The organism is Candidatus Pelagibacter bacterium nBUS_30, assembly GCF_051201245.1.
Classification (GTDB): Bacteria; Pseudomonadota; Alphaproteobacteria; order Pelagibacterales; family Pelagibacteraceae; genus Pelagibacter.
Window position 1 is genome coordinate 1,140,652 of the sequence record NZ_CP172842.1, and the last position, 21,926, is coordinate 1,162,577.

22 protein-coding genes are annotated in these 21,926 nt (G+C 28.6%); 14 read left to right on the top strand and 8 right to left on the bottom strand.

The features are described from left to right. Window positions 1-40: 40 nt before the first annotated feature. Complete coding sequence (gene polA / locus ACIJYE_RS06225) at window positions 41-2,815, bottom strand: DNA polymerase I (protein WP_435090029.1); 2,775 nt, start codon at window positions 2,813-2,815, stop codon at window positions 41-43. Between the two features lie 116 nt (window positions 2,816-2,931). Here polA and ACIJYE_RS06230 point away from each other — a divergent pair, with 116 nt between their 5' ends. Continuing rightward, a complete protein-coding gene (locus ACIJYE_RS06230) occupies window positions 2,932-3,483 on the top strand; it encodes a biotin transporter BioY (protein ID WP_435090031.1) in 552 nt (183 codons plus the stop codon). Here ACIJYE_RS06230 and ACIJYE_RS06235 read toward each other — a convergent pair. Further along, window positions 3,476-4,039, bottom strand: coding sequence for an ActR/PrrA/RegA family redox response regulator transcription factor (locus ACIJYE_RS06235; RefSeq protein WP_435091276.1), 564 nt, complete (start codon window positions 4,037-4,039; stop codon window positions 3,476-3,478). The two genes, ACIJYE_RS06230 and ACIJYE_RS06235, sit on opposite strands and share 8 nt — an antisense overlap. Window positions 4,040-4,185: 146 nt before the next feature. Between ACIJYE_RS06235 and ACIJYE_RS06240 the strand changes: the two genes are divergently transcribed. From ACIJYE_RS06240 to speB, 3 genes are read left to right on the top strand one after another with little or no spacing between them, the layout of a single operon-like run. Further along, complete coding sequence (locus tag ACIJYE_RS06240) at window positions 4,186-5,370, top strand: type III PLP-dependent enzyme (protein WP_435090032.1); 1,185 nt, start codon at window positions 4,186-4,188, stop codon at window positions 5,368-5,370. Beyond that, complete coding sequence (locus ACIJYE_RS06245; RefSeq protein WP_435090034.1) at window positions 5,370-6,413, top strand: 1,9-bis(guanidino)-5-aza-nonane synthase; 1,044 nt, start codon at window positions 5,370-5,372, stop codon at window positions 6,411-6,413. The genes ACIJYE_RS06240 and ACIJYE_RS06245 overlap by 1 nt, the downstream gene beginning before the upstream one ends. Window positions 6,414-6,416: 3 nt before the next feature. Beyond that, window positions 6,417-7,292: an agmatinase gene (gene speB, locus ACIJYE_RS06250; protein ID WP_435090035.1), complete on the top strand. Its 876-nt coding sequence runs from the start codon at window positions 6,417-6,419 to the stop codon at window positions 7,290-7,292. A gap of 2 nt (window positions 7,293-7,294) precedes the next feature. Here speB and ACIJYE_RS06255 read toward each other — a convergent pair whose 3' ends face one another. From ACIJYE_RS06255 to ACIJYE_RS06270, 4 genes are read right to left on the bottom strand one after another with little or no spacing between them, the layout of a single operon-like run. Continuing rightward, entirely contained in the window at window positions 7,295-7,843 is a 549-nt protein-coding gene (locus tag ACIJYE_RS06255; RefSeq protein WP_435090036.1) for a queuosine precursor transporter, read from the bottom strand. After that, window positions 7,843-8,154: a 50S ribosomal protein L28 gene (rpmB, locus tag ACIJYE_RS06260; RefSeq protein ID WP_028035965.1), complete on the bottom strand. Its 312-nt coding sequence runs from the start codon at window positions 8,152-8,154 to the stop codon at window positions 7,843-7,845. The genes ACIJYE_RS06255 and rpmB overlap by 1 nt, the downstream gene beginning before the upstream one ends. A 52-nt stretch (window positions 8,155-8,206) precedes the next feature. After that, complete coding sequence (locus tag ACIJYE_RS06265) at window positions 8,207-9,259, bottom strand: quinone-dependent dihydroorotate dehydrogenase (RefSeq protein WP_435090037.1); 1,053 nt, start codon at window positions 9,257-9,259, stop codon at window positions 8,207-8,209. Then, on the bottom strand, window positions 9,259-10,821 hold the full coding sequence (locus ACIJYE_RS06270; RefSeq protein WP_435090038.1) for a lysine--tRNA ligase: 1,563 nt from the start codon (window positions 10,819-10,821) through the stop codon (window positions 9,259-9,261). The genes ACIJYE_RS06265 and ACIJYE_RS06270 overlap by 1 nt, the downstream gene beginning before the upstream one ends. A gap of 90 nt (window positions 10,822-10,911) precedes the next feature. Between ACIJYE_RS06270 and ACIJYE_RS06275 the strand changes: the two genes are divergently transcribed. From ACIJYE_RS06275 to ACIJYE_RS06285, 3 genes are read left to right on the top strand one after another with little or no spacing between them, the layout of a single operon-like run. Next, complete coding sequence (locus tag ACIJYE_RS06275) at window positions 10,912-12,351, top strand: TrkH family potassium uptake protein (RefSeq protein ID WP_435090039.1); 1,440 nt, start codon at window positions 10,912-10,914, stop codon at window positions 12,349-12,351. Between the two features lie 2 nt (window positions 12,352-12,353). Further along, on the top strand, window positions 12,354-13,730 hold the full coding sequence (locus ACIJYE_RS06280) for an AmpG family muropeptide MFS transporter (RefSeq protein WP_435090041.1): 1,377 nt from the start codon (window positions 12,354-12,356) through the stop codon (window positions 13,728-13,730). Further along, window positions 13,720-14,466 (top strand): NlpC/P60 family protein, encoded by a 747-nt coding sequence (locus ACIJYE_RS06285; RefSeq protein ID WP_435090043.1) that lies wholly within the window; start codon window positions 13,720-13,722, stop codon window positions 14,464-14,466. The genes ACIJYE_RS06280 and ACIJYE_RS06285 overlap by 11 nt, the downstream gene beginning before the upstream one ends. Here ACIJYE_RS06285 and ACIJYE_RS06290 read toward each other — a convergent pair. Next, window positions 14,463-15,359, bottom strand: a complete 897-nt coding sequence (locus ACIJYE_RS06290; RefSeq protein WP_435090045.1) for a prephenate dehydrogenase — start codon at window positions 15,357-15,359, stop codon at window positions 14,463-14,465. The two genes, ACIJYE_RS06285 and ACIJYE_RS06290, sit on opposite strands and share 4 nt — an antisense overlap. Before the next feature lies 1 nt (window position 15,360). Further along, window positions 15,361-16,443, bottom strand: coding sequence for a histidinol-phosphate transaminase (gene hisC, locus ACIJYE_RS06295; RefSeq protein ID WP_435090047.1), 1,083 nt, complete (start codon window positions 16,441-16,443; stop codon window positions 15,361-15,363). 191 nt (window positions 16,444-16,634) lie between these two features. Between hisC and metX the strand changes: the two genes are divergently transcribed. From metX to proB, 7 genes are all read left to right on the top strand, one after another. Next, entirely contained in the window at window positions 16,635-17,753 is a 1,119-nt protein-coding gene (gene metX, locus ACIJYE_RS06300; protein WP_435090048.1) for a homoserine O-acetyltransferase MetX, read from the top strand. Between the two features lie 2 nt (window positions 17,754-17,755). Beyond that, window positions 17,756-18,352 carry a methionine biosynthesis protein MetW gene (gene metW / locus ACIJYE_RS06305; protein ID WP_435090049.1) on the top strand — a complete coding sequence of 199 codons (597 nt, stop codon included), beginning with the start codon at window positions 17,756-17,758 and terminating at the stop codon, window positions 18,350-18,352. 1 nt (window position 18,353) lies between these two features. Continuing rightward, complete coding sequence (gene gloB, locus ACIJYE_RS06310; protein ID WP_435090050.1) at window positions 18,354-19,073, top strand: hydroxyacylglutathione hydrolase; 720 nt, start codon at window positions 18,354-18,356, stop codon at window positions 19,071-19,073. Between the two features lie 64 nt (window positions 19,074-19,137). Continuing rightward, window positions 19,138-19,551: a 50S ribosomal protein L21 gene (gene rplU / locus ACIJYE_RS06315; RefSeq protein ID WP_435090051.1), complete on the top strand. Its 414-nt coding sequence runs from the start codon at window positions 19,138-19,140 to the stop codon at window positions 19,549-19,551. A 12-nt stretch (window positions 19,552-19,563) separates the two neighbouring features. Then, window positions 19,564-19,818: a 50S ribosomal protein L27 gene (gene rpmA / locus ACIJYE_RS06320; protein WP_008544325.1), complete on the top strand. Its 255-nt coding sequence runs from the start codon at window positions 19,564-19,566 to the stop codon at window positions 19,816-19,818. 27 nt (window positions 19,819-19,845) lie between these two features. Then, on the top strand, window positions 19,846-20,829 hold the full coding sequence (cgtA, locus tag ACIJYE_RS06325; protein ID WP_435090053.1) for an Obg family GTPase CgtA: 984 nt from the start codon (window positions 19,846-19,848) through the stop codon (window positions 20,827-20,829). Continuing rightward, complete coding sequence (gene proB / locus ACIJYE_RS06330; protein WP_435090055.1) at window positions 20,819-21,925, top strand: glutamate 5-kinase; 1,107 nt, start codon at window positions 20,819-20,821, stop codon at window positions 21,923-21,925. The genes cgtA and proB overlap by 11 nt, the downstream gene beginning before the upstream one ends. The last annotated feature ends 1 nt before the right edge of the window (window position 21,926 follow it).

Genomic DNA, 21,926 nt, shown 5'->3' on the forward strand with positions numbered 1-21,926 from the left:
AAAAATACTAAATTGTTCTAAATTGGGCAATCTAATAAAATTAGTGAAGCAATCCCCAATTATCTCCAACATTTACATCAACGGTAAGTGGGGTTGAAAATGAATGATAATCACTATGAGCTACACTAGTCATTTCTTCTTTGATTAATTTAACCATTATTTTTTCATCTTTTTTTGGTACCTCAAATATCAACTCATCATGAATTTGTAACAGCATTTTCGATTTAATATTTTTTTGTTCTAACAATTTTTTGTCTAATCTAATCATTGCTAAACGCATAATTTCTGATGCTGACCCTTGTATAGGCGCATTGATTGCAGCTCGTTCTTGAAAGTTTCTCACATTGAAGTTTTTATCATTAATTCCATTGAAATGAGACCTTCTACCAAAAATATTATTTACATAACCACTTTTTCTACAAAACTTAATAGTGCTATCCATATAAACTTTTATTTCAGGAAATTTTCCAAAGTATGCATTTAAAAATTCTTCTGCCTCATAGTTTGAAACATTAATTTGTTTTGCTAAGCCATATTGTGAAATTCCATAAATAATCCCAAAGTTAATTGCTTTAGCTTTTCTTCGATGATCTTGATTTACTTTTTTAATATCAATATTAAAAATCTGGCTAGCTGTTAATGAATGTATGTCTTCATTATTCTTAAAAGCTTTTTTAAGCTCTTTAACATCTGCTAAATCTGCTAAAATTCTCATTTCAATTTGATTGTAATCTGCTGAAATTAACAAATGATCTTTTTTTGCAGCAAAAGCTTTTCTGATATCTTTTCCATCTTCTGATTTAATTGGAATATTTTGTAAATTTGGATCACTTGATGCCAATCTACCAGTTGTAGTTGCTGCTAATAAGAAAGAAGTGTGCACCCTTTTTGTTGTTGGATTAATGTGTTCTGGTAAAGAGTCTGAGTAAGTATTTTTTAGTTTTGATACTTGTCTCCAATCTAAAACTATTTGTGGAAATTTATGCCCTTTAAAAGCTAAATCTTCTAAAACACTTGCACTTGTTGCAAAGCTTCCTTTTTTTGTTTTTTTTAAACCTGCAATCTTTAAATCATTATAAATAATTTCACCTAATTGCTTTGGTGAGGCTATATTAAATTCTTTTTTTGAAATTTTAAAAACTTCTTTTTCTAAATTCTTAATTTTTTTTTCAAACTTTGAAGAAAGCGATTTTAAAAATTTGCTATCAACCTCAATTCCTTCCATTTCCATAAAGGCTAGGATTTTAATTAATGGTTTTTCAAATATTTCATAAATATTTACCATTTTTTCTAACTTTAAATTTTTAATAAATTTTTTATATAATCTAAAAGTTATATCAGCATCTTCTGCTGCATAATCTTTAGCTTTATCAACCTCTACATCACTAAAATTTATCTCTTTCTTTCCAGTTCCAACGATTTCTTTAAAAGATATTGTTTTATGTCCTAAATGAATTTCTGAAAGTATATCCATATTATGTCTATTTTTTCCTGCGTCTAACACATAAGACATAAGCATTGTATCTTCCATTGATGAAATTGTTATTCCTTGCTTATATAAAACTATAAAATCAAACTTAATATTTTGACCAATTTTCTTAACACTTGGATCTTCCAATAAAGGTTTTAATTTTTTAATGACAACATCTTTCTTGATACATTTTGATGATTTATGTCCAATTGGAATATAACAAGCTTTACCAATTTTAGAACATAGAGAAACGCCTATTAAATCTGCTTGATGTGGATCTAAAGAATTTGTTTCTGTATCCACTGCAACCTCTCCTACTTCTTCAGCTTCTTTTATCCATTCATCTATTTGATCAGGATCGCTAATTAAGTGATAGTTCTTATTATTGATTGGTTGATGTTTTTCTGAAGCTTTTATTTTATCAGATATGTCTTTTAGTTTTGGTTCACCATATGCAGAAATAACAGAACTTAAAAGTCGGTTAAATTCCATCTCTCTTAAAAATGTATAAAGTTTATCTTTATCTATTTCTTTTAGTCTGAACTCTGTCAAATCTCTGTTGGTTGGAACATCTTTCATTAATGTTACAAGTTTTTTACTAACCAATGCCTTATCTTTATTATCAATTAATGTTTCTCTTCTTTTATTTTGTTTTATTTCGCTAGCCGACTTTAAAAGTTTTTCTAAAGTTCCGTATTTATTAATCAGTTCAGCGGCTGTTTTAACTCCTATACCCGGAACACCTGGAACATTATCACTACTATCCCCAGCGAGAGACTGTACGTCTATCACTTTTGCTGCATCAACTCCAAATTTTGTAAAAATATCTTCTTCTGATATAAATTTATTTTTCATAGGATCGAAAATTCGAACACCTTTTTTATATAATTGCATCAAATCTTTATCTGAAGAAACAATTGTAACTTTAGCACCTTTCTTCAGTATTTTTTCAACATAAGTAGCAATTAAATCGTCTGCTTCATAATTAGGTAGATCAACTGATGGTAAGTTGAAAGCTAGTACTGACTTTCTGATATACTCAAATTGAGGTGCTAAATCATCAGGTGCCTCTGAACGATTAGCCTTATAATCACTATAAATATCATTTCTAAATGTCTTTCTTGCTGAATCAAAAATTACTGCAAAATGTGTTGGTTTTTGCAAATTTTGATCTGACTTTGAGTCTTCTAGCAATTTAAAAAGCATACTACAAAAGCCACTTACAGCTCCTGTTGGTAGTCCATCACTCTTTCTAGTTAACGGTGGTAGCGCATAATAAGCTCTAAAAATATATCCTGAGCCGTCTATAAGGTAAAAATGATCTGTTTTTTGAATTTTATCCATTAAAATATCATTAAATATTACAGTCGTATTAAAATCTGTATATAAAAAAATTTACTTTTTTTAAGATCATTAATTATATCTAGATTATTTTAAATTTTGATAGTATCATTTGAGTTATGGAGCTAACAAAAAATATATCACAATCTAAATTAATAAAATCGATGTTAGCAATAATACTTGGGTCTATAGCGCTTACTATATCAGCTAAAATTAAAATACCTTTTTACCCAGTTCCAATGACAATGCAAACATTTGTTGTCCTATTTTTAGGTGTTAGCCTTGGATACAAAATAGGTCTTGCAAGTATAGGGTTGTATTTGTTTGAGGGAATTTTAGGCTTACCTGTTTTTTCAAATTCTCCCGAAAAAGGTATTGGATTAGTTTATTTTACAGGTCCAACTATGGGTTATTTGATAGGTTTTTTAACTGCAGGATATTTGGCTTCCAAAGTAAATAATAAAGATAATTTTTTGATAATTTTAGCTAAACTTATAGTGGCAACCTCTACTATTTATATATTAGGATTATTGTGGTTAGGAACTCTTATTGGATGGGACAAACCAATTATAGCCTTAGGTGCTCAACCATTTCTACTGGCAGAAACTTTTAAAGTTGTACTTTTGGCTTTGGTAACAAAACAAATTTTAAAAATAAGAAATATTATCTAGGTGATCTTTTAGAGAGAATTCTTTGAAGAGTTCTTCTATGCATTTTTAATCTTCTTGCCGTTTCTGAAACATTTCTATTACATAACTCAAATACTCTATGTATGTGTTCCCATTTAACTCTATCTGCAGACATTGGATTCTCAGGAGGAGCAGCTTTTTTTGCAGGATCTGCAAGCAGAGCTTTTTCAACATCTTCAGCATCAGCTGGTTTTGCCAAATAATCTATTGCGCCTTCTTTGATCGCGGCAACTGCAGTTGGAATATTTCCATAACCAGTTAGCATAATTATTCTACTTTCAGTATTTGTATTTTGAATTTCTTTTACAACCTCTAATCCGTTTCCATCTCCAAGTCTTAAGTCTACCACTGCAAAACCAGGTTTCTTAACCTTAACAGATGCAACTCCTTTTTGTACACTTTCAGCTTGAGTAACTTCGAATCCTTTTTTCTCCATTGCTCTAGCCAATCTTTCTCTAAACGGGTTATCATCATCAACTATAAGTAGAGATTTGTTCTCAAAATCGTTGATATTTTTAAGGACTACTTGTTCTTTCATTGTCTTCATATGGTGATTAGCTCATATAATTCAATACCTATTATTTGCTTTACATTATTAATCTATGGGCTTATTAGGAGGAAATTTTAAAGTTTTTTAGTAATAAAAAGCTTTTTTTTATTAAATTTTTTTTGGAGGCATTTTTGATGCAAAAATTTAAATCAGTTGAAGAGATAATAAATCAGCTGAAACCTGAAAAACCGATTTATTGTATAAGAAAGAATTCTATTCGTTCTGCAGTAACATATTTTAAAAAAAACTTTCCTGGTAAAATTCTATATGCAGTAAAAACAAATCCACATCCTACTGTAATTCAAACAATTATAGACAGTGGCGTAGAGCAATTTGATGTCGCTTCTATAGAAGAAATTAAAAGTATTAGAAATTTTAGCCAAACAGTAAAATGTTCATATATGCACACGGTAAAAAGTAGAGAAAGTATTAAAGAAGCTTATTTTAATTATGGAGTTAAAACATTCTCATTAGATACTAAAGATGAGTTGATAAAAATTATTGAAAGCACAAACAATGCAAAAGATTTAGAATTATTTGTAAGAGTTGCAGTTTCTAACGAACATGCTGAAATAGATTTATCAAAAAAATTTGGTGCATTGAACTCAGAGGCAGCAGGACTATTAAGATTAGTTAAGCAGCATGCAAAAAGAATTGGGCTAAGTTTTCATGCTGGTTCACAATGCATGCATCCAATTTCATATTCAAAAGGTATTAATGAAATAGGAAATATAATTAAAAAAACAAAAATTTTACCTGATTACATTAATGTTGGTGGAGGATTTCCAACAATTTATCCTGACTTAATACCTCAATCTATGGACAGCTATTTTAATGAAATTAAAAAAGGATTAGAAAACTTAAAGCTTGAAAGGTTACCTGAAATTATTTGTGAACCAGGAAGAGCCCTGGTTGCAGAAAGTGGTTCTACAATTGTAAGGGTTAATCTAAGAAAAAAACAAAAACTTTATGTAAATGATGGTACTTATGGAACTCTATTTGATGCAGGAACTCCTAATATAGTATTTCCATCTAAGATGATTAAAGACAATACAAATAAAATAATATCAAAAAAATTAACTGCTTTTGATTTTTTTGGTCCAACATGTGATAGTATGGATTATATGAAGGGTCCTTTTCTTCTTCCTAATAACATTAAAGAAAATGATTACATTGAGCTTGGCCAACTAGGTGCTTATGGTTTAACATTTAGAACTCAGTTTAATGGTTATTATTCAGATGAAATTTTTGAAGTTGAAGATAAACCAATCATGACAATGTATGACAAAGACATTAACAAAGCTACTTTGGTTGCTTAATGTCAGATCATAAAAACCCAGGTCATAATAGTAAAAAAGACTTTTTAAAAAATCCTGTTGAGCATATAGATATCACTTCGTTCGACTCTCGAAAAATAATCTCTTCAATGGAAAAAATGTCCTTTGTTTCAAGAGAAACAGCTAATGCCGCAAATATTTATAATGACATGCTTAAAGACAAAGATTGTACTATATTTTTAACTTTAGCTGGTTCTACATCAGCTGCTGGATGTATGAATATTTATAAAGATTTAGTTAAATATAATATGGTTGATGCAATTGTTGCAACTGGGGCCTCTATAGTAGATATGGATTTTTTTGAGGCACTCGGATTTAAACATTATCAAGGCTCACAATTTCAAGATGATACTGAACTGAGAAATAATTATATAGATAGAATATATGACACATACATTGATGAAGAAGAGCTTCAGATGTGTGATAAAATTATCTGTGATATTGCTAATACTTTAGAACCAAGAAGTTACACATCTAGAGAATTTATTTATGAAATGGGAAAATATTTAAAGAAAAATTCAAAAAAGAAAGACTCTTTAATTGAAACAGCCTTTGATTGTAATGTGCCAATTTTTTGTCCAGCTTTTACAGATTCAAGTGCTGGTTTTGGTTTGGTGATTCATCAAGAAAAAAATCCAAAACAACACATGACCATAGACTCCGTAAGAGAATTCAGAGAACTAACGGAAATTAAAATTAAATCTAAAGGGTCAGGTCTATTCATGATAGGTGGAGGTGTACCAAAAAATTTTATACAGGATACCGTAATTTGTGCTGAATTGTTAGGTAAAGAGGTTGATATGCATAAATATGCTGTACAAATTACTGTGGCTGATTCAAGGGATGGTGCTTGTAGTAGTTCAACCCTAAAAGAAGCAAGCTCTTGGGGTAAAGTCGATGTTAGTAAAGAACAAATGGTATTTGCAGAAGCAACAAGTGTACTGCCTTTAATTGCAAGTGATGCTTATCATAAAGGTGAATGGAAAAATAGAGATAGAAAAAACTTCACAAAAATTTTTGAGTAAAAATTGAAATATCTTTCAAATAAAAATGGGTTTCTTGGAATTGATAATAAAGTCGATTTTAAAGAAAAAGTTGTAGTAGTTCCTTTTGGCCTTGAAAAAACAGTTAGTTATGGTGGAGGGACTAAAAATGGACCAAAAGAAATTATCAAAGCTTCTCACCAAGTAGAGCTATATGATGAAGAGCTAAATTGTGAACCATACAAAAAAATAGGTATTAAAACATTAAGACCTTTTAAGATAGACAGAAATATCAAAAAGGCACTCTCTAAAATGTCTAAAATTAATGAAGAAATTTTAGAAAAAAAACTTTTTCCTATGACATTTGGTGGTGAACACTCAATTACACCCGGATGTATTGCTCCTTTTGTAAAAAAATATAGAAATATTTGTCTTCTACACTTCGATGCTCATGCAGATTTGCGTGAAAGCTATAATGGAGAAAAATTTTCACATGCTTCAGCAATAAAAAGATGTTTGGACTACCCAAATGTTTCATTAATTTCTTTCGGTATAAGAAACATATCTGAAAGTGAGATTCCATTTTTAAAGAAAAACTCATCTAGAATTGATATTTTTTGGGCCAAAGATAAAAATAAATGGAATCTTAATAAATTTAAGAAACTAATAAAGAACAAAACGGTTTATCTAACATTTGATGTTGATGGCCTAGACTCAAGTATTATGCCTGCGACCGGAACTCCAGAGCCAGGTGGATTATTGTGGGATGAGACTTTAAATATTATTAGGATCGCAGCAAAAAATTCAAAAATTGTTGGTGCTGATATTAATGAATTATCACCAATAAAGGGTTTTAATTCTTATAACTTTCTTGTAGCAAAATTAGCTTACAAAATTTTATCTTATAAATTTTTGTATTAAATTTAGATTGGCTTCTTAATTTTAAGTAAAATTTTAAAAGGTATTAACATTACTAAGGATACAAATAATTTTACTGCCAAGTCACCTAATGACAATGTTATCCAAGGAACTCCTGTTGCATAAAATGATATTGAAAAAAATAAAAACGTATCGACTGTTGAGCCAATAAAAGATGAAGTTAAAGGTGCTATAAACCACTCTTTTTTTCTTAAACGATCAAAAATTTGAATATCTATTAGTTGTGCTGTGATAAAAGCAACTCCAGATCCAATTGCTATTCTTATTGAAATTAAATCAGCAAAATCAGTTGAAAATAAAAGAGTAAAAATTATCCCTATAAAAAATCCGATATACACAATTTTTCTCGCTACAAATTTACCATAAAATCTATTGGCTAAATCTGTAATCAGAAAAGCTACTGGATAACTAAAAGCTCCATAAGTGAGAATTTCACTTAAGCCATAATAATTTATTGGAAATTGTACAAGATAATTAGAAGATAAGACAACTACTCCCATCAAAATTGATAGGGTAGCAAATAGTTTGCTCATTAAGCTGATTTAGCTACAGGCTTTTTCTTAAAAGGGGATTTTATTAATATCCCTTTTTTTAATTTCTTTAGTCTTGGTGATAAATTTTTATTTTTAACAGCCTTCAGAAATTCATCAAAGCTACCTTTTTTATCAACAGATCTAACACCAGAATTGCTCACTGTTAATTTTAAACTTCTCTTCATTAATTCACTTGTGAATTTTACTTTTTTTAAATTAGGCAAAAACCTTCTTTTAGTCTTGTTGTTAGCATGACTAACATTGTGACCCTTCATTGGGATTTTACCGGTTAATTCACATTTTTTTGACATAATAATAATGCCTATATAAGGGGAGATGAGTAAGGCGTCAAGTTTAATACATTTAGGATAGAGTTTTATTTCCTATAATTTCAGTATAATTTTTAACTCCATCTCTGATTAATAATTCTTTTAGGTCCTTTTTAATAATTCTTGCAATATTTGGACCTTTAAAAACCATTCCTGTATAGAGCTGAATAAAATCTGCTCCAACTGTAAATTTATCATAAGCTGCTTGACCAGAGTCAACTCCACCAACACCTATTATTTTAATTTTCCCTTTTAATAATTTGTAAAATTTATTTATTAAAACATTGGATTTTTCCTCAATTGGTTTTCCAGACAAACCCCCTTTTTGATGTCTTTGAATATTGCCAAGTTTATCTCTTGTAGCTTCAGATGTGTTTGAAACAATAATTGCTTTTATTTCATTTTCTAAAAGAATTTCAGAAATCTGATTTACCTGATCTTCATGGATATCTGGTGAAATTTTAACAGCTATCGGAATTGTTGAATTTAAATCATTTTTTTCTTTTGAAATACATTTTAATAACTCTTGTAATTTACTCTCTTCATGAAAGTTTCTCAAATTTTCTGTATTTGGTGAAGAAATATTAATTGTTATATAATCTGCAACTTCATAAAAAGTTTTTAGTCCAATTAGATAATCATTCAACCTATCGTCTGTGTCTTTATTGGGGCCAATATTAATCCCTAATAATCCTAAATTATTGTCTAATTTAATTCGATTTTTTACAATTTCAGCACCATGATTATTAAATCCTAGTCTATTAATTAACGCCTGATCTTCCACAAGTCTGAAAACTCTTGGTTTAGGATTTCCATATTGCTTTAATGGTGTGACGGTGCCAACTTCAACAAATCCAAAGCCCAATTTAAATAATGCACTGTATACCTCAGCATTTTTATCAAAACCAGCTGCCATTCCAATTGGGTTATCTAATTCTTTGTCAAATAATTTGGTCTTAAAAATTGAATCATCTTTAATTTCATCAAATACACTTGGTATCAAATTAAATTTTAAAGATTTAATTGCTAATGTGTGTGCTTTTTCTGGATCTATTTTAAATATTAAAGGTCTTAGTTTTGAAAACATTATTTTAATTTATTCATTAATAACTCTTTAGTTTCTTTGACACCAAAAAAACTTATAAAAAATCCCATTCGAGGTCCATTTTCATCTCCAAAAACTACTTCATAAATTAATTTAAACCAATCTCTTAAATTTTCTGCATAACCATTTTCCTTACCAGTTGAATAAATTAGTGTTTGAATATCTTCTGGAGTCATATCATCATTACATTTTTCTAAAGTTTTAACCAATGCCTCAAGAGCTATCAACTCTGTAGTATTTGGAGTTTTGTATTTTTTTTGTGCTTTAATTGCATCATTAAAATATTTAATTGCATAACCTACCAACCCATCAAAAATTGGAAAATTTTCTTCAGAAATATCAGACTTATATTTTTTAACAAATTTCCACAATAAATCCTTACTATCAGCATTACTTGTTTCAACTAAATTTAATAGCATTGAAAATGTCATAATCATATCTTCTTTAGGAATGTTGCCATTATGAACATGCCAGACCGGATTCATTAATAATTGTAGTTCATTCTGTTTTTTTGATTTTTCAATATAATCTAAATATTCATCAACAGCTTTTGGAACTATTTCTTTGTATAGTTTCTTTGCTCTTTTTGGATTTTGATACATATATAAAGATAAACTTTCTGGTGAGGCATACTCCAACCATTGATCAATAGTTATTCCATTTCCTTTTGATTTTGAAATTTTTTCACCTTTTTCATCTAAAAAAAGCTCATAGGCAAACCCAGATGGATTTTTCTTACCCAATAAATTAATTATCTTGGTTGATAGTATTGCACTTTCAATTAAATCTTTTCCATACATTTCAAAATCCACATCTAAAGCATACCATCTCATAGCCCAATCTACTTTCCACTGTAATTTGCAATTCCCATCTAATATACTTACTTCTAATTTTTTTCCCTTATTATCAAAAATAATTTTAGATTTTTCTTTGTCAATTTCTAAAACGGGTATTTCCAAAACACGTCCTGTATCTGGGCATATCGGTAAAAATGGACAGTAAGTTTGTTGACGCTCTTTACCTAGGGTGGGAATTATAATATTCATAATTCCATCATAATTTTCTAAAATAATCTTTAATGTTGGATTAAAAAAACCACTCTTATAAAGTGATGTAGAGCTTTGAAAATTATAATTAAATTTAAAACTATCTAAAAAATTTTTTAGCATTTCATTATTATGCTGACCAAAACTATCAAATTTTTCAAATGGGTCTGGAACTTGTGTTAATGGTTTATGAAGATTGTCATTTAAAAGCTTTTGATTTGGAACATTGTCTGGAACTTTTCTTAAACCATCCATGTCATCTGAAAATGTTATTATTTCAGTTGGAAGATCTGATAATTGACTTAAAGCATTAACCATCATTGATGTTCTAGCAACTTCTCCAAAAGTTCCAATATGAGGAAGGCCACTTGGACCGTAACCAGTTTGAAGTGTAATTTTACCTTTTTTTTCAATAAAAGATTTTCTTTCTCGAAGCAATCTTTTTGCTTCTACAAAAGGCCAAGCACTAGTTTTGTCTAAATTTTCTTTTTTAATCATGAATTATGCTTCTAAAAAATCTTAAAATAGCGATTTTATTAATTCTTATAGAGTTGAAATTTATTTACCATAAAATAATGTTCTTTCAAAATGTCTAATTATAAAACTGTTTTTTTTACACTTGGAATTTTGCAGGTAATTCTAGGAGTATCAATGTTTGTTCCAATTACTGTTCAATTTATTTACTCAGAAGTAGACTCTTCATTCTTTGGGGCGTCAATTGTAACAATTATTTTTGGAACTTTATTTTTTTTATCTAATCTAGATCACGATAAAAGATTAAATTTACAGCAAGCTTTTTTATTAACTGCACTTTCATGGCTGAGTATTGCTATTTTTGGATCTCTTCCATTTATATTTTCAACAATTGAGTTATCAGTAACTGATGCCTTTTTTGAGAGCATGTCAGGGATAACAACTACTGGCTCTACTATTATTTCTAATTTAGAAAATACACCTAAAGGTTTATTGTTTTGGAGAGCTATACTGCAGTGGCTAGGAGGTATTGGTATTATTGTTATGGCCATTACTTTAATGCCAATAATGAATGTGGGTGGAATGCAATTATTCAAAATTTCTAGCAATGACTCATCAGAAAAGATACTTCCAAAATCAAAAGAAATAGCTCTAAGATTGATTTATATTTATTCAGGCTTAACTGCGCTGTGTGCCATTACATATTGGTTATTTGGAATGAGTAAATTTGATAGCTTAACACACTCAATGACCACTATAGCAACAGGTGGTTTTTCTAATTACAATCAATCAATTGGCTATTTTAATAGTGTTCCAATAGAAATTTCGTCAATGATATTTATCATTTTAGGAAGCTTGCCTTTTATCGCTTACATCAAGTTTATAAACGGGAATAAAAAAATTTTTTTAACTGATGTTCAAATAAAAACTTTTTTTAAAATTATAATTGCTACTGTAATTATCTTATCAATTTATTTATTATTAAATAGTAATGCTAATTTTAGTTTGAGGTCTATTTTTTTTAATACTATTTCAATTTTAACTGGGACTGGTTATGTAAATGCAGAATTTGATGGATGGGGTAGCTTTCCATTAACTTTATTCTTAGCTTTAATGTTTATAGGTGGCTGTGCAGGATCTACTACGTGTGGAATTAAAATTTTTAGAATTCAGATTCTATATTTATTTATATCAAACCAAATTAAAAAAATTATTTATCCAAAAGGAGTATTTATGATTAAATACGATCAAAGCTCTGTGGATGAAAAATTCATCGCTTCAATAATTTCTTTTATATACCTTTACTTTGTAATATTTTTTATACTAACTGCATTATTATCTTTAACAGGTCTTGATTTTATCACTGCAATATCTGGTGCAGCTACTTCAATTTCAAATGTTGGACCAGGATTAGGGCCTATAATTGGTCCGAATGGAGATTTTTCATCTTTACCTGATATTTCTAAATGGATCTTAACTATTGGGATGATTTTAGGTAGACTAGAGCTATTTGCAATATTAGTATTATTCTTACCATCGTTTTGGAAAAACTAAAAATGCTTGAAATAAAAAAAAAATCTTTATCAGAAACTTTTTCAGTTTATCTAGACAAAAGAATGTTTAGAATATTATTACTTGGAGCAATCTCTGGTTTTCCATGGGTTTTGATAGGAAGTAGTTTAAGTTTATGGCTTAAAGAAGAAGGTTTAAGTAGATCAACGATTGGTTGGGCTGGATTAATATTTGGTGTTTATGCTTTTAACTATTTGTGGGCACCTCTAATTGATAGACTTCAAATTCCATATCTAACTAAAAAACTTGGCCATAGAAGAGGCTGGATAGTATTAATGCAAATTGCAATTTTAGTTTGTTTAATTGTTTGGAGTTTTATAAATCCAACTGAAAATTTAGCACTATTAATTACTATTGGTTTAATTATTGCTATAGCTTCAGCTACACAGGATATAACTGTAGATGCTTTAAGAATTGAACAAATCGGTGAAAACGAGGGTAAATCTATGGCAGCTGGTGCTGCTATGGCAGTTGTTGGTTGGTGGAGCGGATATAAATTAGGAGGTGTAATAGCTTTGTTTACTGCTGAATACTTTCAAAATATTGGCATAATCAATTACTGGCAATCAACGTTTTTAATTTTAGGCATTGTAGTAATTTTAATGAATATTGGCCTAATGTTTGTTCATGAACAAACTTCAAATAGTAGGAAATTTAACCAAGAAGCAACAGATAAATTAATCCAAAACAAAATTGGTTCACAAAATATTATAACAAAAGTTATAGCTTGGATAAGTGGAACTCTAGGAGGACCTGTAGCAAGTTTTTTTAAAAAAAATGGGTTTTCTATAGCATTAGGAATTTTAGGTTTTGTATTTTTATTTAAAATTGGTGAGGCATTTTTAGGTCGTATGTCCATAGTCTTTTATAAAGAAATAGGATTCTCTAAAAGTGATATTGCAATTTACTCGAAAACCTTAGGATGGATAACTACGGTTATATTTACATTACTTGGTGGACTTTTTGTAATCAGATCTGGTGTTTTAAAAGCCATGTTTCTTGCAGGAATATTAATGGCTGCAACTAATTTATTATTTACTGCTTTAGCATGGAGTGGAAAATCAGAATTATTATTTGCAGTTGCTGTAATTTTTGATGATATAGCTGCAGCTTTCGCAACGGTCGCTTTTGTAGCGTTTATATCATTACTAGTAGATAGAACTTACACCGCAACTCAGTATGCACTACTTGCATCTATAGGAACGGCTGGAAGAACTACACTTGCATCATCATCCGGTGCTTTGGTTGACTGGTTAAATGGAGATTGGGGAACGTTCTTTATTTTAACAGCTATTATGGTTATACCATCATTAATTTGTTTGTGGTTTATTAAGGATAAGCTGAAGTTAAGTGAAAAATAACTTTTTTTTCAAAGGCCAGGTTTCTAATATTCATAAAAGATCTTCTAAACTTTCAGAAGTAACATCTCAAATTTTATATGGAGAAAAATTTAAAATTTTGTCAAAAAATAAAAATTGGATTAAGATAAAATCTTCATTTGATAATTATACTGGTTATATTAAAAATGAAAAATATGTAAACAAACATAATCCAAGCCATAAAGTTTATAGTTTAAAAGCTACTATTTTTAACAAACAAAATAAAAAAACTAAAAAATTTTTGCCTTTTGGGTCAAAAGTTTCTGTAATTAAAAAAAACAAGAAATTTTTAGAATTTGAAAATAATAAATGGCTAAAAATAAGTGATTTAAAAAAAATAAATCATAAAGAAAAAGAATTTTTTAAAATATTTAAGTTATTTTTAAAAACTAAATATGTGTGGGGTGGCAAATCATATAGAGGTATAGACTGCTCAGCACTATTACAGTTATATTACTATTATAATAACTCATTTTATCCAAGAGATACAAAAGACCAAATCAAGTACTCAAAAAATAATATCAAAAGAAAAATTTTTACAAAGGGAGATATCATTTTTTGGAAAGGACATGTTGCAATATGTATTAATTCTAAAGAGTTGATACATGCCTATGGGCCTGAAAAAAAGGTTTTAGTTATGTCGATTAGAAAAACAATTGACAGAATAAAAAAAACTGCGAACTTAACTGTAAAAAAAATATCCCCTATTAAATATTAATTTCTGCCAAAATCAGGTTTATTAATATCTTGTTTCAACTTAATAATCTTTGATCTTACTTTTTTAGTTTGAATTAATTTTTTTAAGATTGATTTATTGTTTTTGGAATTAATATCTCTTTTAAAAGAATTTAAATTTTTAATAAATAAATCAATAGCCTTTGAGATATTTTTTTTATTATTAAAAAATATATCTCTCCACATAATTTCATTGGAAGCTGCTATTCTTGAAAAATCTCTTAAGCCACCTGCACTGTACTTAATCAAATCAAAATTTTGAATTTTTTCAAAATCTTGTGCAGATTTCACTAAATTATACGCAATTAAATGTGGTAAATGACTAGTTATAGAAAAAATTTTATCATGTTTTTCAGGTGTCATAATAACCACCTTTGATCCTATTTTTTTCCAAAAATTATTTAATATCGTTAAATGGTTTTTTTTAGTATTTTTTTCTTTAATTAAAACACACCACTTTTTTTCAAATATATCGTGCTTACCATGCTCTGGTCCACTTACCTCAGAACCTGTAATTGGATGACTTTGAGTCCAAGACACATCTTTTTTTAAGTGTTTTTTAATAATCTTAGAAGACTCTAATTTTGATGAACCAACGTCTGTTATAATAGTTTTCGTTGATAAAAACTTATTCATTTTAAGAATAAGATTTTTATATTCACTCATTGGTGTACATAAAATAATTAAATCTGATTTTCTAACACCATCCTCTAACTTTTTAACAATTTGTCCAGGAAGTTTTAATTTTTTAATTTTTGTAAGATTAGAGTTTGATTTTTCATAAATAAAAATTTTATTTGCTATCTTTTTTTTGTGAATTCTTCTCAATAAAGATGATCCCAACAAACCACATCCAATAATTAAAATATTTTTCATATTAATTTAATATCTTTTTCACAGCACTCATAAATGCTAAATTTTCATTTTTAGACCCAATAGTTAATCTCAATTTATTTTTGATGTGATAACCTTCTGCAGTAGACCTTACAATAATTCCTTTTCTATTCAATTGTTCATAAACAAATTTAGCTGTAAATTTACATTTTTCAAAATCTAACAATAAAAAATTTGCAGAAATAGAATTAGAAAAAATATTAAATTTTTCAAGGTAAATTTTGATCCTCTTTGCAAAATATAAATTATGTTTTACTGAACGATCAATAAAATTTTGATCTTTTAACGACTCTATTGCAGCTAATTGTGCAAGATGACTGACATTAAATGGAGCTTTAATAACATTTAAAGCATCAATTATTTTTTTTGATCCATAGCCCCACCCAACTCTTAATGAAGCTAATCCAAATATTTTAGAGAATGTTCGCAGCACAAAAACATTATTCTTATTTTTAAATAAATCTAATCCTGGTTTATAGTCTCTATTTTTCATGTATTCTGCATAAGCATCATCTACAACTAATAAAACATTTTTATTTAATTTTTTTCTAAGTTCCAATAATTCTTTTTTTGTAAGATAAGTTCCTGTTGGATTATTGGGGTTTGCTAGAAAAACAATTTTAGTTTTTTTATTTACTTTTTTAAGTATTTCACTAATTGAAACTTTAAACTTAATTTCTTTGGCAAAAAGAACTTTGGCACCTACGATTTTTGCATAAATTCTGTACATTAAAAAGCTGTATTGAGGGACCACAACCTCATCTTTTGGTTTTAAAAATAACTGACAAATCATTTGAATAACTTCATCAGATCCTGCCCCACATATAATTTTATCAAAATTACATTTATATTTTTTTGATATCTCTTTTCTTAAGATTTCAGATTTACCATCGGGATATCTTTCTAGGTTTAATTTTTTATCAGATATTATTTTAATTGCTTTAGGGCTCATCCCTAAAGCTGATTCGTTAGCTGATAATTTTACTATTTTCCTTAATTTCTTAATTTTTGATTTACCAGGCCTATATGCTTCGATATTAAATTTTTTAAATTTTGGAGTGGTCATTTTTTTAGTTTATTTGTTCTTTATAGATAAAATTATAAATTTTTACACTGAATAAGACATTTTTAAAAAAAATTGACATAATAAATAACTTCTTGTACAAAATTTATGCGCTGATTTAACTGAATTGCGAGCGCTTAAAAAAAACCGCTAAAATTGTTTTTTTTCTCTCAATTCAAATATTAGTACTTTTTATGAATATTGAGACAAAACTAAAAACTCTGGTTGTTAAAAAACCACTTAAACTTGATTGTGGAAAAACTATCAATAATTTTCCAATTGCATATGAAACCTATGGATCTTTAAATGAAAAAAAAGATAACGCTATTTTAGTTTTTCATGCACTTACTGGTGATCAATTTGTCACTGGCTTAAATCCAGTTACAAATAAAGACGGTTGGTGGTCATATGCAGTGGGTCCTGATAAATCAATTGATACTAATAAATATTTTGTAATTTGTTCAAATGTAATTGGTGGGTGCTTAGGATCATATGGGCCAAGTCACAAAGATCCAGATACACAAAAAATTTTTGGTACAAATTTTCCTATAATTACAATCAATGATATGGTTAATGCTCAATACAATTTACTTGATCATTTTGGTATAGATAAACTTTTTTCAATTGTTGGTGGTTCAATGGGAGGTATGCAAGTTCTTCAATTTATTAGTAATTTCCCAAATAAAGCGAAAACTGTAATACCAATTGCATGTACATCTAATCACTCTGCTCAAAATATTGCATTCAACGAATTAGGTAGACAGGCAATTGCTGCAGATAGTAATTGGAACAATGGAAATTATAGTTCTGATGAAACTATTCCTAATAAAGGTTTAGCAGTTGCAAGAATGGCTGCTCATATCACTTATCTTTCAAAAAAGGGTCTTCAAGAAAAATTTGGACGAAAATTACAAGAAAGAGAAGATCTTAAGTTTGGCTTTGATGCAGACTTTCAAATTGAAAGTTATCTTAGATATCAAGGATCAGTTTTTGTAGATAGATTTGACGCAAATTCCTATCTTTATATTACAAGAGCTATGGATTACTTTGATTTAGCAAAGCAATTTAATGATAATTTGTCTGATGCTTTTAAGGAGACTAAAGCTAAATTTTTTGTAATTTCTTTTACTTCAGATTGGCTTTATCCAACTCAAGAAAATAAAGATATTGTAATTGCTTTGAATGCTATTGGTGCTGATGTTGGTTTTGTTGAAATTGAATCAGATAAAGGACATGACTCGTTTTTACTTAATGTTCCTGAATTCTTAAGTGCCTTAAAAAACTTTTTGGACAAATCATACTCAAATAATTAATTATGAAAAATGAATTTAAAGTTATTGCAAATTTAATTGAAAAAGACACACGTGTTTTAGATGTTGGGTGTGCAGATGGTACTTTAATGAAATTTTTAAAAGATAATAAAAATATTGATATCAGAGGATTAGAATTATCCAAAGATAAAGTGCAAGAATGCATTGCAAAAGGTCTGACAGTTATTGAAGGAAATGCTGAAAAAGACTTAACACAGTTTCCAGATAAATCATTTGATTATGTTGTATTAAGTCAAACACTACAAGCATTTTTAAATCCTGAACTAGTTATTAGTGAATTATTAAGAGTTGGTAAAAAAGCAATAGTTACCATTCCTAATTTTGGTTATTGGAAAGTAAGATTACACCTATTAACTAAAGGAACAATGCCAATAACCAAAGCTCTTCCAGATCAATGGTATAACACTCCCAATTTGCATATGTGCACAATTAAAGATTTTGTACATTTTGTAAAATCTAGAAATTTTAAGATTTTTAAATCATTAGCTTTGAATGAAAAGAATGTTTCTTTAATAAATGACACTAATCTTGGATTAAAAAACTTATTTGCTGACTTGGGCATATTTTTAATTGAAAAATAATATGAAAGTAGAGATCATCCCTTGTCTACAAGATAATTATAGCTATTTGATTATTGATGAAACTAATAATGATGCTTGTATTGTTGATCCAAGCGAAGCAAAACCTGTAATAAACTTTATTGAAAAAGAAAAAATCAATTTAAAATATATATTAAATACTCACCATCATTTTGATCATATTGGTGGTAATAAAGAATTAAAAAGAAAATATAACTCTATTGTAGTTGGATACAAATATGATACTGGCAGAATTCCTGAAATCAATATTTTAGTGGAAGATAATCAAATATGGAAAAGAGATAATTTTGAAGCAAAAATTATTCACATTCCGGGTCATACAACTGGTCATATTAGTTTTTATTTCTTTAATGAAAAAATAATATTTACTGGCGACACATTATTTTCACTAGGATGTGGAAAAATTTTTGAGGGAACGTATGAAGAGATGTTTGCATCCTTATCAAAAATAAAAAATTTACCAGAAGATACCAAGATTTACTGTGGGCACGAGTACACACTTCAAAACTCTAAGTTCTGCATTGAGCATGACCCTCAAAACCTAAATCTTCAAAATAAAATAATTAAAATCAAAGAAAAACTTGAAAACAATGCACCAACAGTCCCATCTACTATTCAAGATGAAAAAGAGTGTAATATATTTCTTAGGGCAAAAAATGTTGAATCCTTTTCAAAATTGAGAGATTTAAAGGATAATTTCTAGTTAATTCAACTTGACTATAACTTTGCTGCAACTATATTGCGGTAACTTAAATTTAAATCATAATATGTCATACGCAGTAATTAAAACAGGTGGAAAACAATATAAAGTAAAATCTGGGGAGATTTTAAAAATAGAGAAATTGCCAGATTCAAAGCCTGATTCAAAAATAGAATTTAATGAGATCCTTGCATATGGTGATGACAAGACTATTGAGATTGGCACACCTACAGTTGAAGGAGCAAAAGTAGAAGCTGATTTAATTAAAAATGGTAAAGATCGAACTATTCTAATCTTCAAAAAAAGAAGAAGACATAATTCAAGAAGAAAAAATGGTCATAGACAAGAACATACAATGATAAGAATTAATAAGATTTTTTCAAAAGATGGTAAGGTATTATCAGAGGCAGAAAAAATAGTTAAACCAACTAAAAAGGTTGAGGCTAAAGTTAAAGAAAAAGCTGCGGCAACAGATAAATAAATTAGGTAACTTATGGCAACAAAAAAAGCAGGTGGATCATCGAGAAACGGACGTGATAGTGCTGGGCGTAGGCTTGGTGTTAAAAAGTATGGCGGTGAAACAGTAATTCCTGGAAATATAATTGTAAGACAAAGAGGAACAAAAATCTTTCCAGGTGAAAATGTAGGAATGGGTAAAGATCATTCAATTTTTTCAGTTGTTAAAGGTAAAGTTGTATTCAAAAAATCTAAAGCAGATAGAACTTTCGTTTCAGTAAAACCCAATTAATAGTACAACTTAATTAGATGTTGTATTATGAAATTTCTCGATCAAGTAAAAATCTATATTAAAGCTGGAAACGGTGGTGATGGCTCCCCAAGTTTCAGAAGAGAAAAGTATGTTGAGTATGGTGGTCCAGATGGTGGTGATGGTGGCAAAGGTGGATCAATAATTTTAAAAGCTGAAGAAAACCTTAATACATTAATAGATTACAGATACCAACAACATCATAAAGCTCAGCGGGGAGAAAATGGTGCTGGACAAAATCGTACTGGCAAAAGTGGAGACAATTTATTTTTAAAAGTACCACTTGGAACTCAAGTTTTTGAAGAAGATAATAAAACTTTATTATTTGACTTTAATAAAAAAGGAGAGGAGTTTATAGTTGCCATTGGAGGCAAAGGTGGACTTGGAAATACTAGGTTTAAAAGTTCTACAAATAGAGCTCCTAGAAAATTTACAAAAGGTGGTATTGGTGAAGAATTTACAATTTGGCTTCAATTAAAAACTATTGCTGATATTGGAATTATCGGATTACCTAACGCAGGTAAATCAAGTTTGCTGGCTGCTATAACTAATGCAAATCCAAAAATAGCTAATTATAGGTTCACTACACTTAATCCTAATTTGGGAGTTGCATCTTATGACGATAAAGAAATAACCATTGCTGACATTCCAGGTCTTGTAGAAGGAGCTCATGAGGGTGTTGGTCTCGGAATACAGTTTTTAAAACATATTGAAAGATGTAAATCATTATTACATTTAATAGATATTACAAATTTAGATTTAGATGAGTCTTATGAACAAGTAAAAAATGAATTAAAAAATTACAGCTCAAAATTAATTGATAAAAAAGAACTAGTTGTACTCAATAAAGTAGATTTAATTGATGAGGATACTGCAAGGGATATAATTGATCATTTTTCTAAAGGAAAAAATTGTGAGATAATGACTATGACAACATTAGAAAAGGACTCTATATCTAGAATTAAAGCAAAACTATTGTCATATGTCTCTTAAAAATTCTAAAATAATTGTTGTAAAAATAGGATCTTCACTACTTGTTGATAATAATAAAAAGATTAGAAAAAAATGGCTTTCTAGCTTTGCAAAAGATATCAAAAAGTTAAAAGATAAAAATCAGAAAATAGTAGTTGTGAGTTCGGGTGCGATTGCACTTGGATGTAAGAAAATGAATATAAATAAAAAAACAATTAAACTTGATAAAAGTCAGGCAATTGCCTCTATTGGACAAATTGAACTTATGAATTTATTTTCTCAAATATTTACAAAATATAAATTAAATATTTCACAAATCTTACTGACTCTTGATGATACTGAAGAAAGAAGAAGATCTTTAAACGCCAAAAGAACTTTTGAAAATTTATTTGAACTTGGTTTTATCCCAATCGTTAATGAAAATGATACTATAGCTACTACTGAAATAAAATATGGTGATAATGATAGATTGGCATCTAGAGTGGCTCAAATTACTGATGCTGACACATTAATTCTTCTTTCAGATGTAGATGGCCTTTATACAAAAAATCCAAAAATTTTCAAAGACGCTAAGTTAATAAAGAAAGTAAATGATATAAATAAAGATTTGAAAGAAATTAATATTAAGGGTGTAAATGAATATGGCAGTGGTGGAATGCAAACTAAAATAGAGGCAGCAAAAGTATGTCAATTAGCAGGCTGTAATATGGTTATAGCAAACGGATTAAATTTAAATCCTATTTCAATGATTACTGAAAAAAATAATTGTACATGGTTTAATTCTAAAGTTTCAAAACTTGATGCTAGAAAAAAATGGATCATAAGTTCTATTGCACCAAAAGGGTCAATTATAATTGATGATGGTGCAAAAAAAGCATTAAAATTAGGAAAAAGCTTATTAGCTGCTGGAATTAAAAAAATCTCAGGAAAATTCAATAAAGGTGATCATGTCAAAATTCTAGATAAAAAAAATAACGAATGTGCAAGAGGATTAAGCTCTTTTACATCAGATGAAATAGTTAAAATAATGGGACATCACTCAAATCAAATAGAAAAATTATTGGGCTATGTTGCAAAATCAGAAGTCATTCACAAAGATGATATGGTAGAGGTTTAAA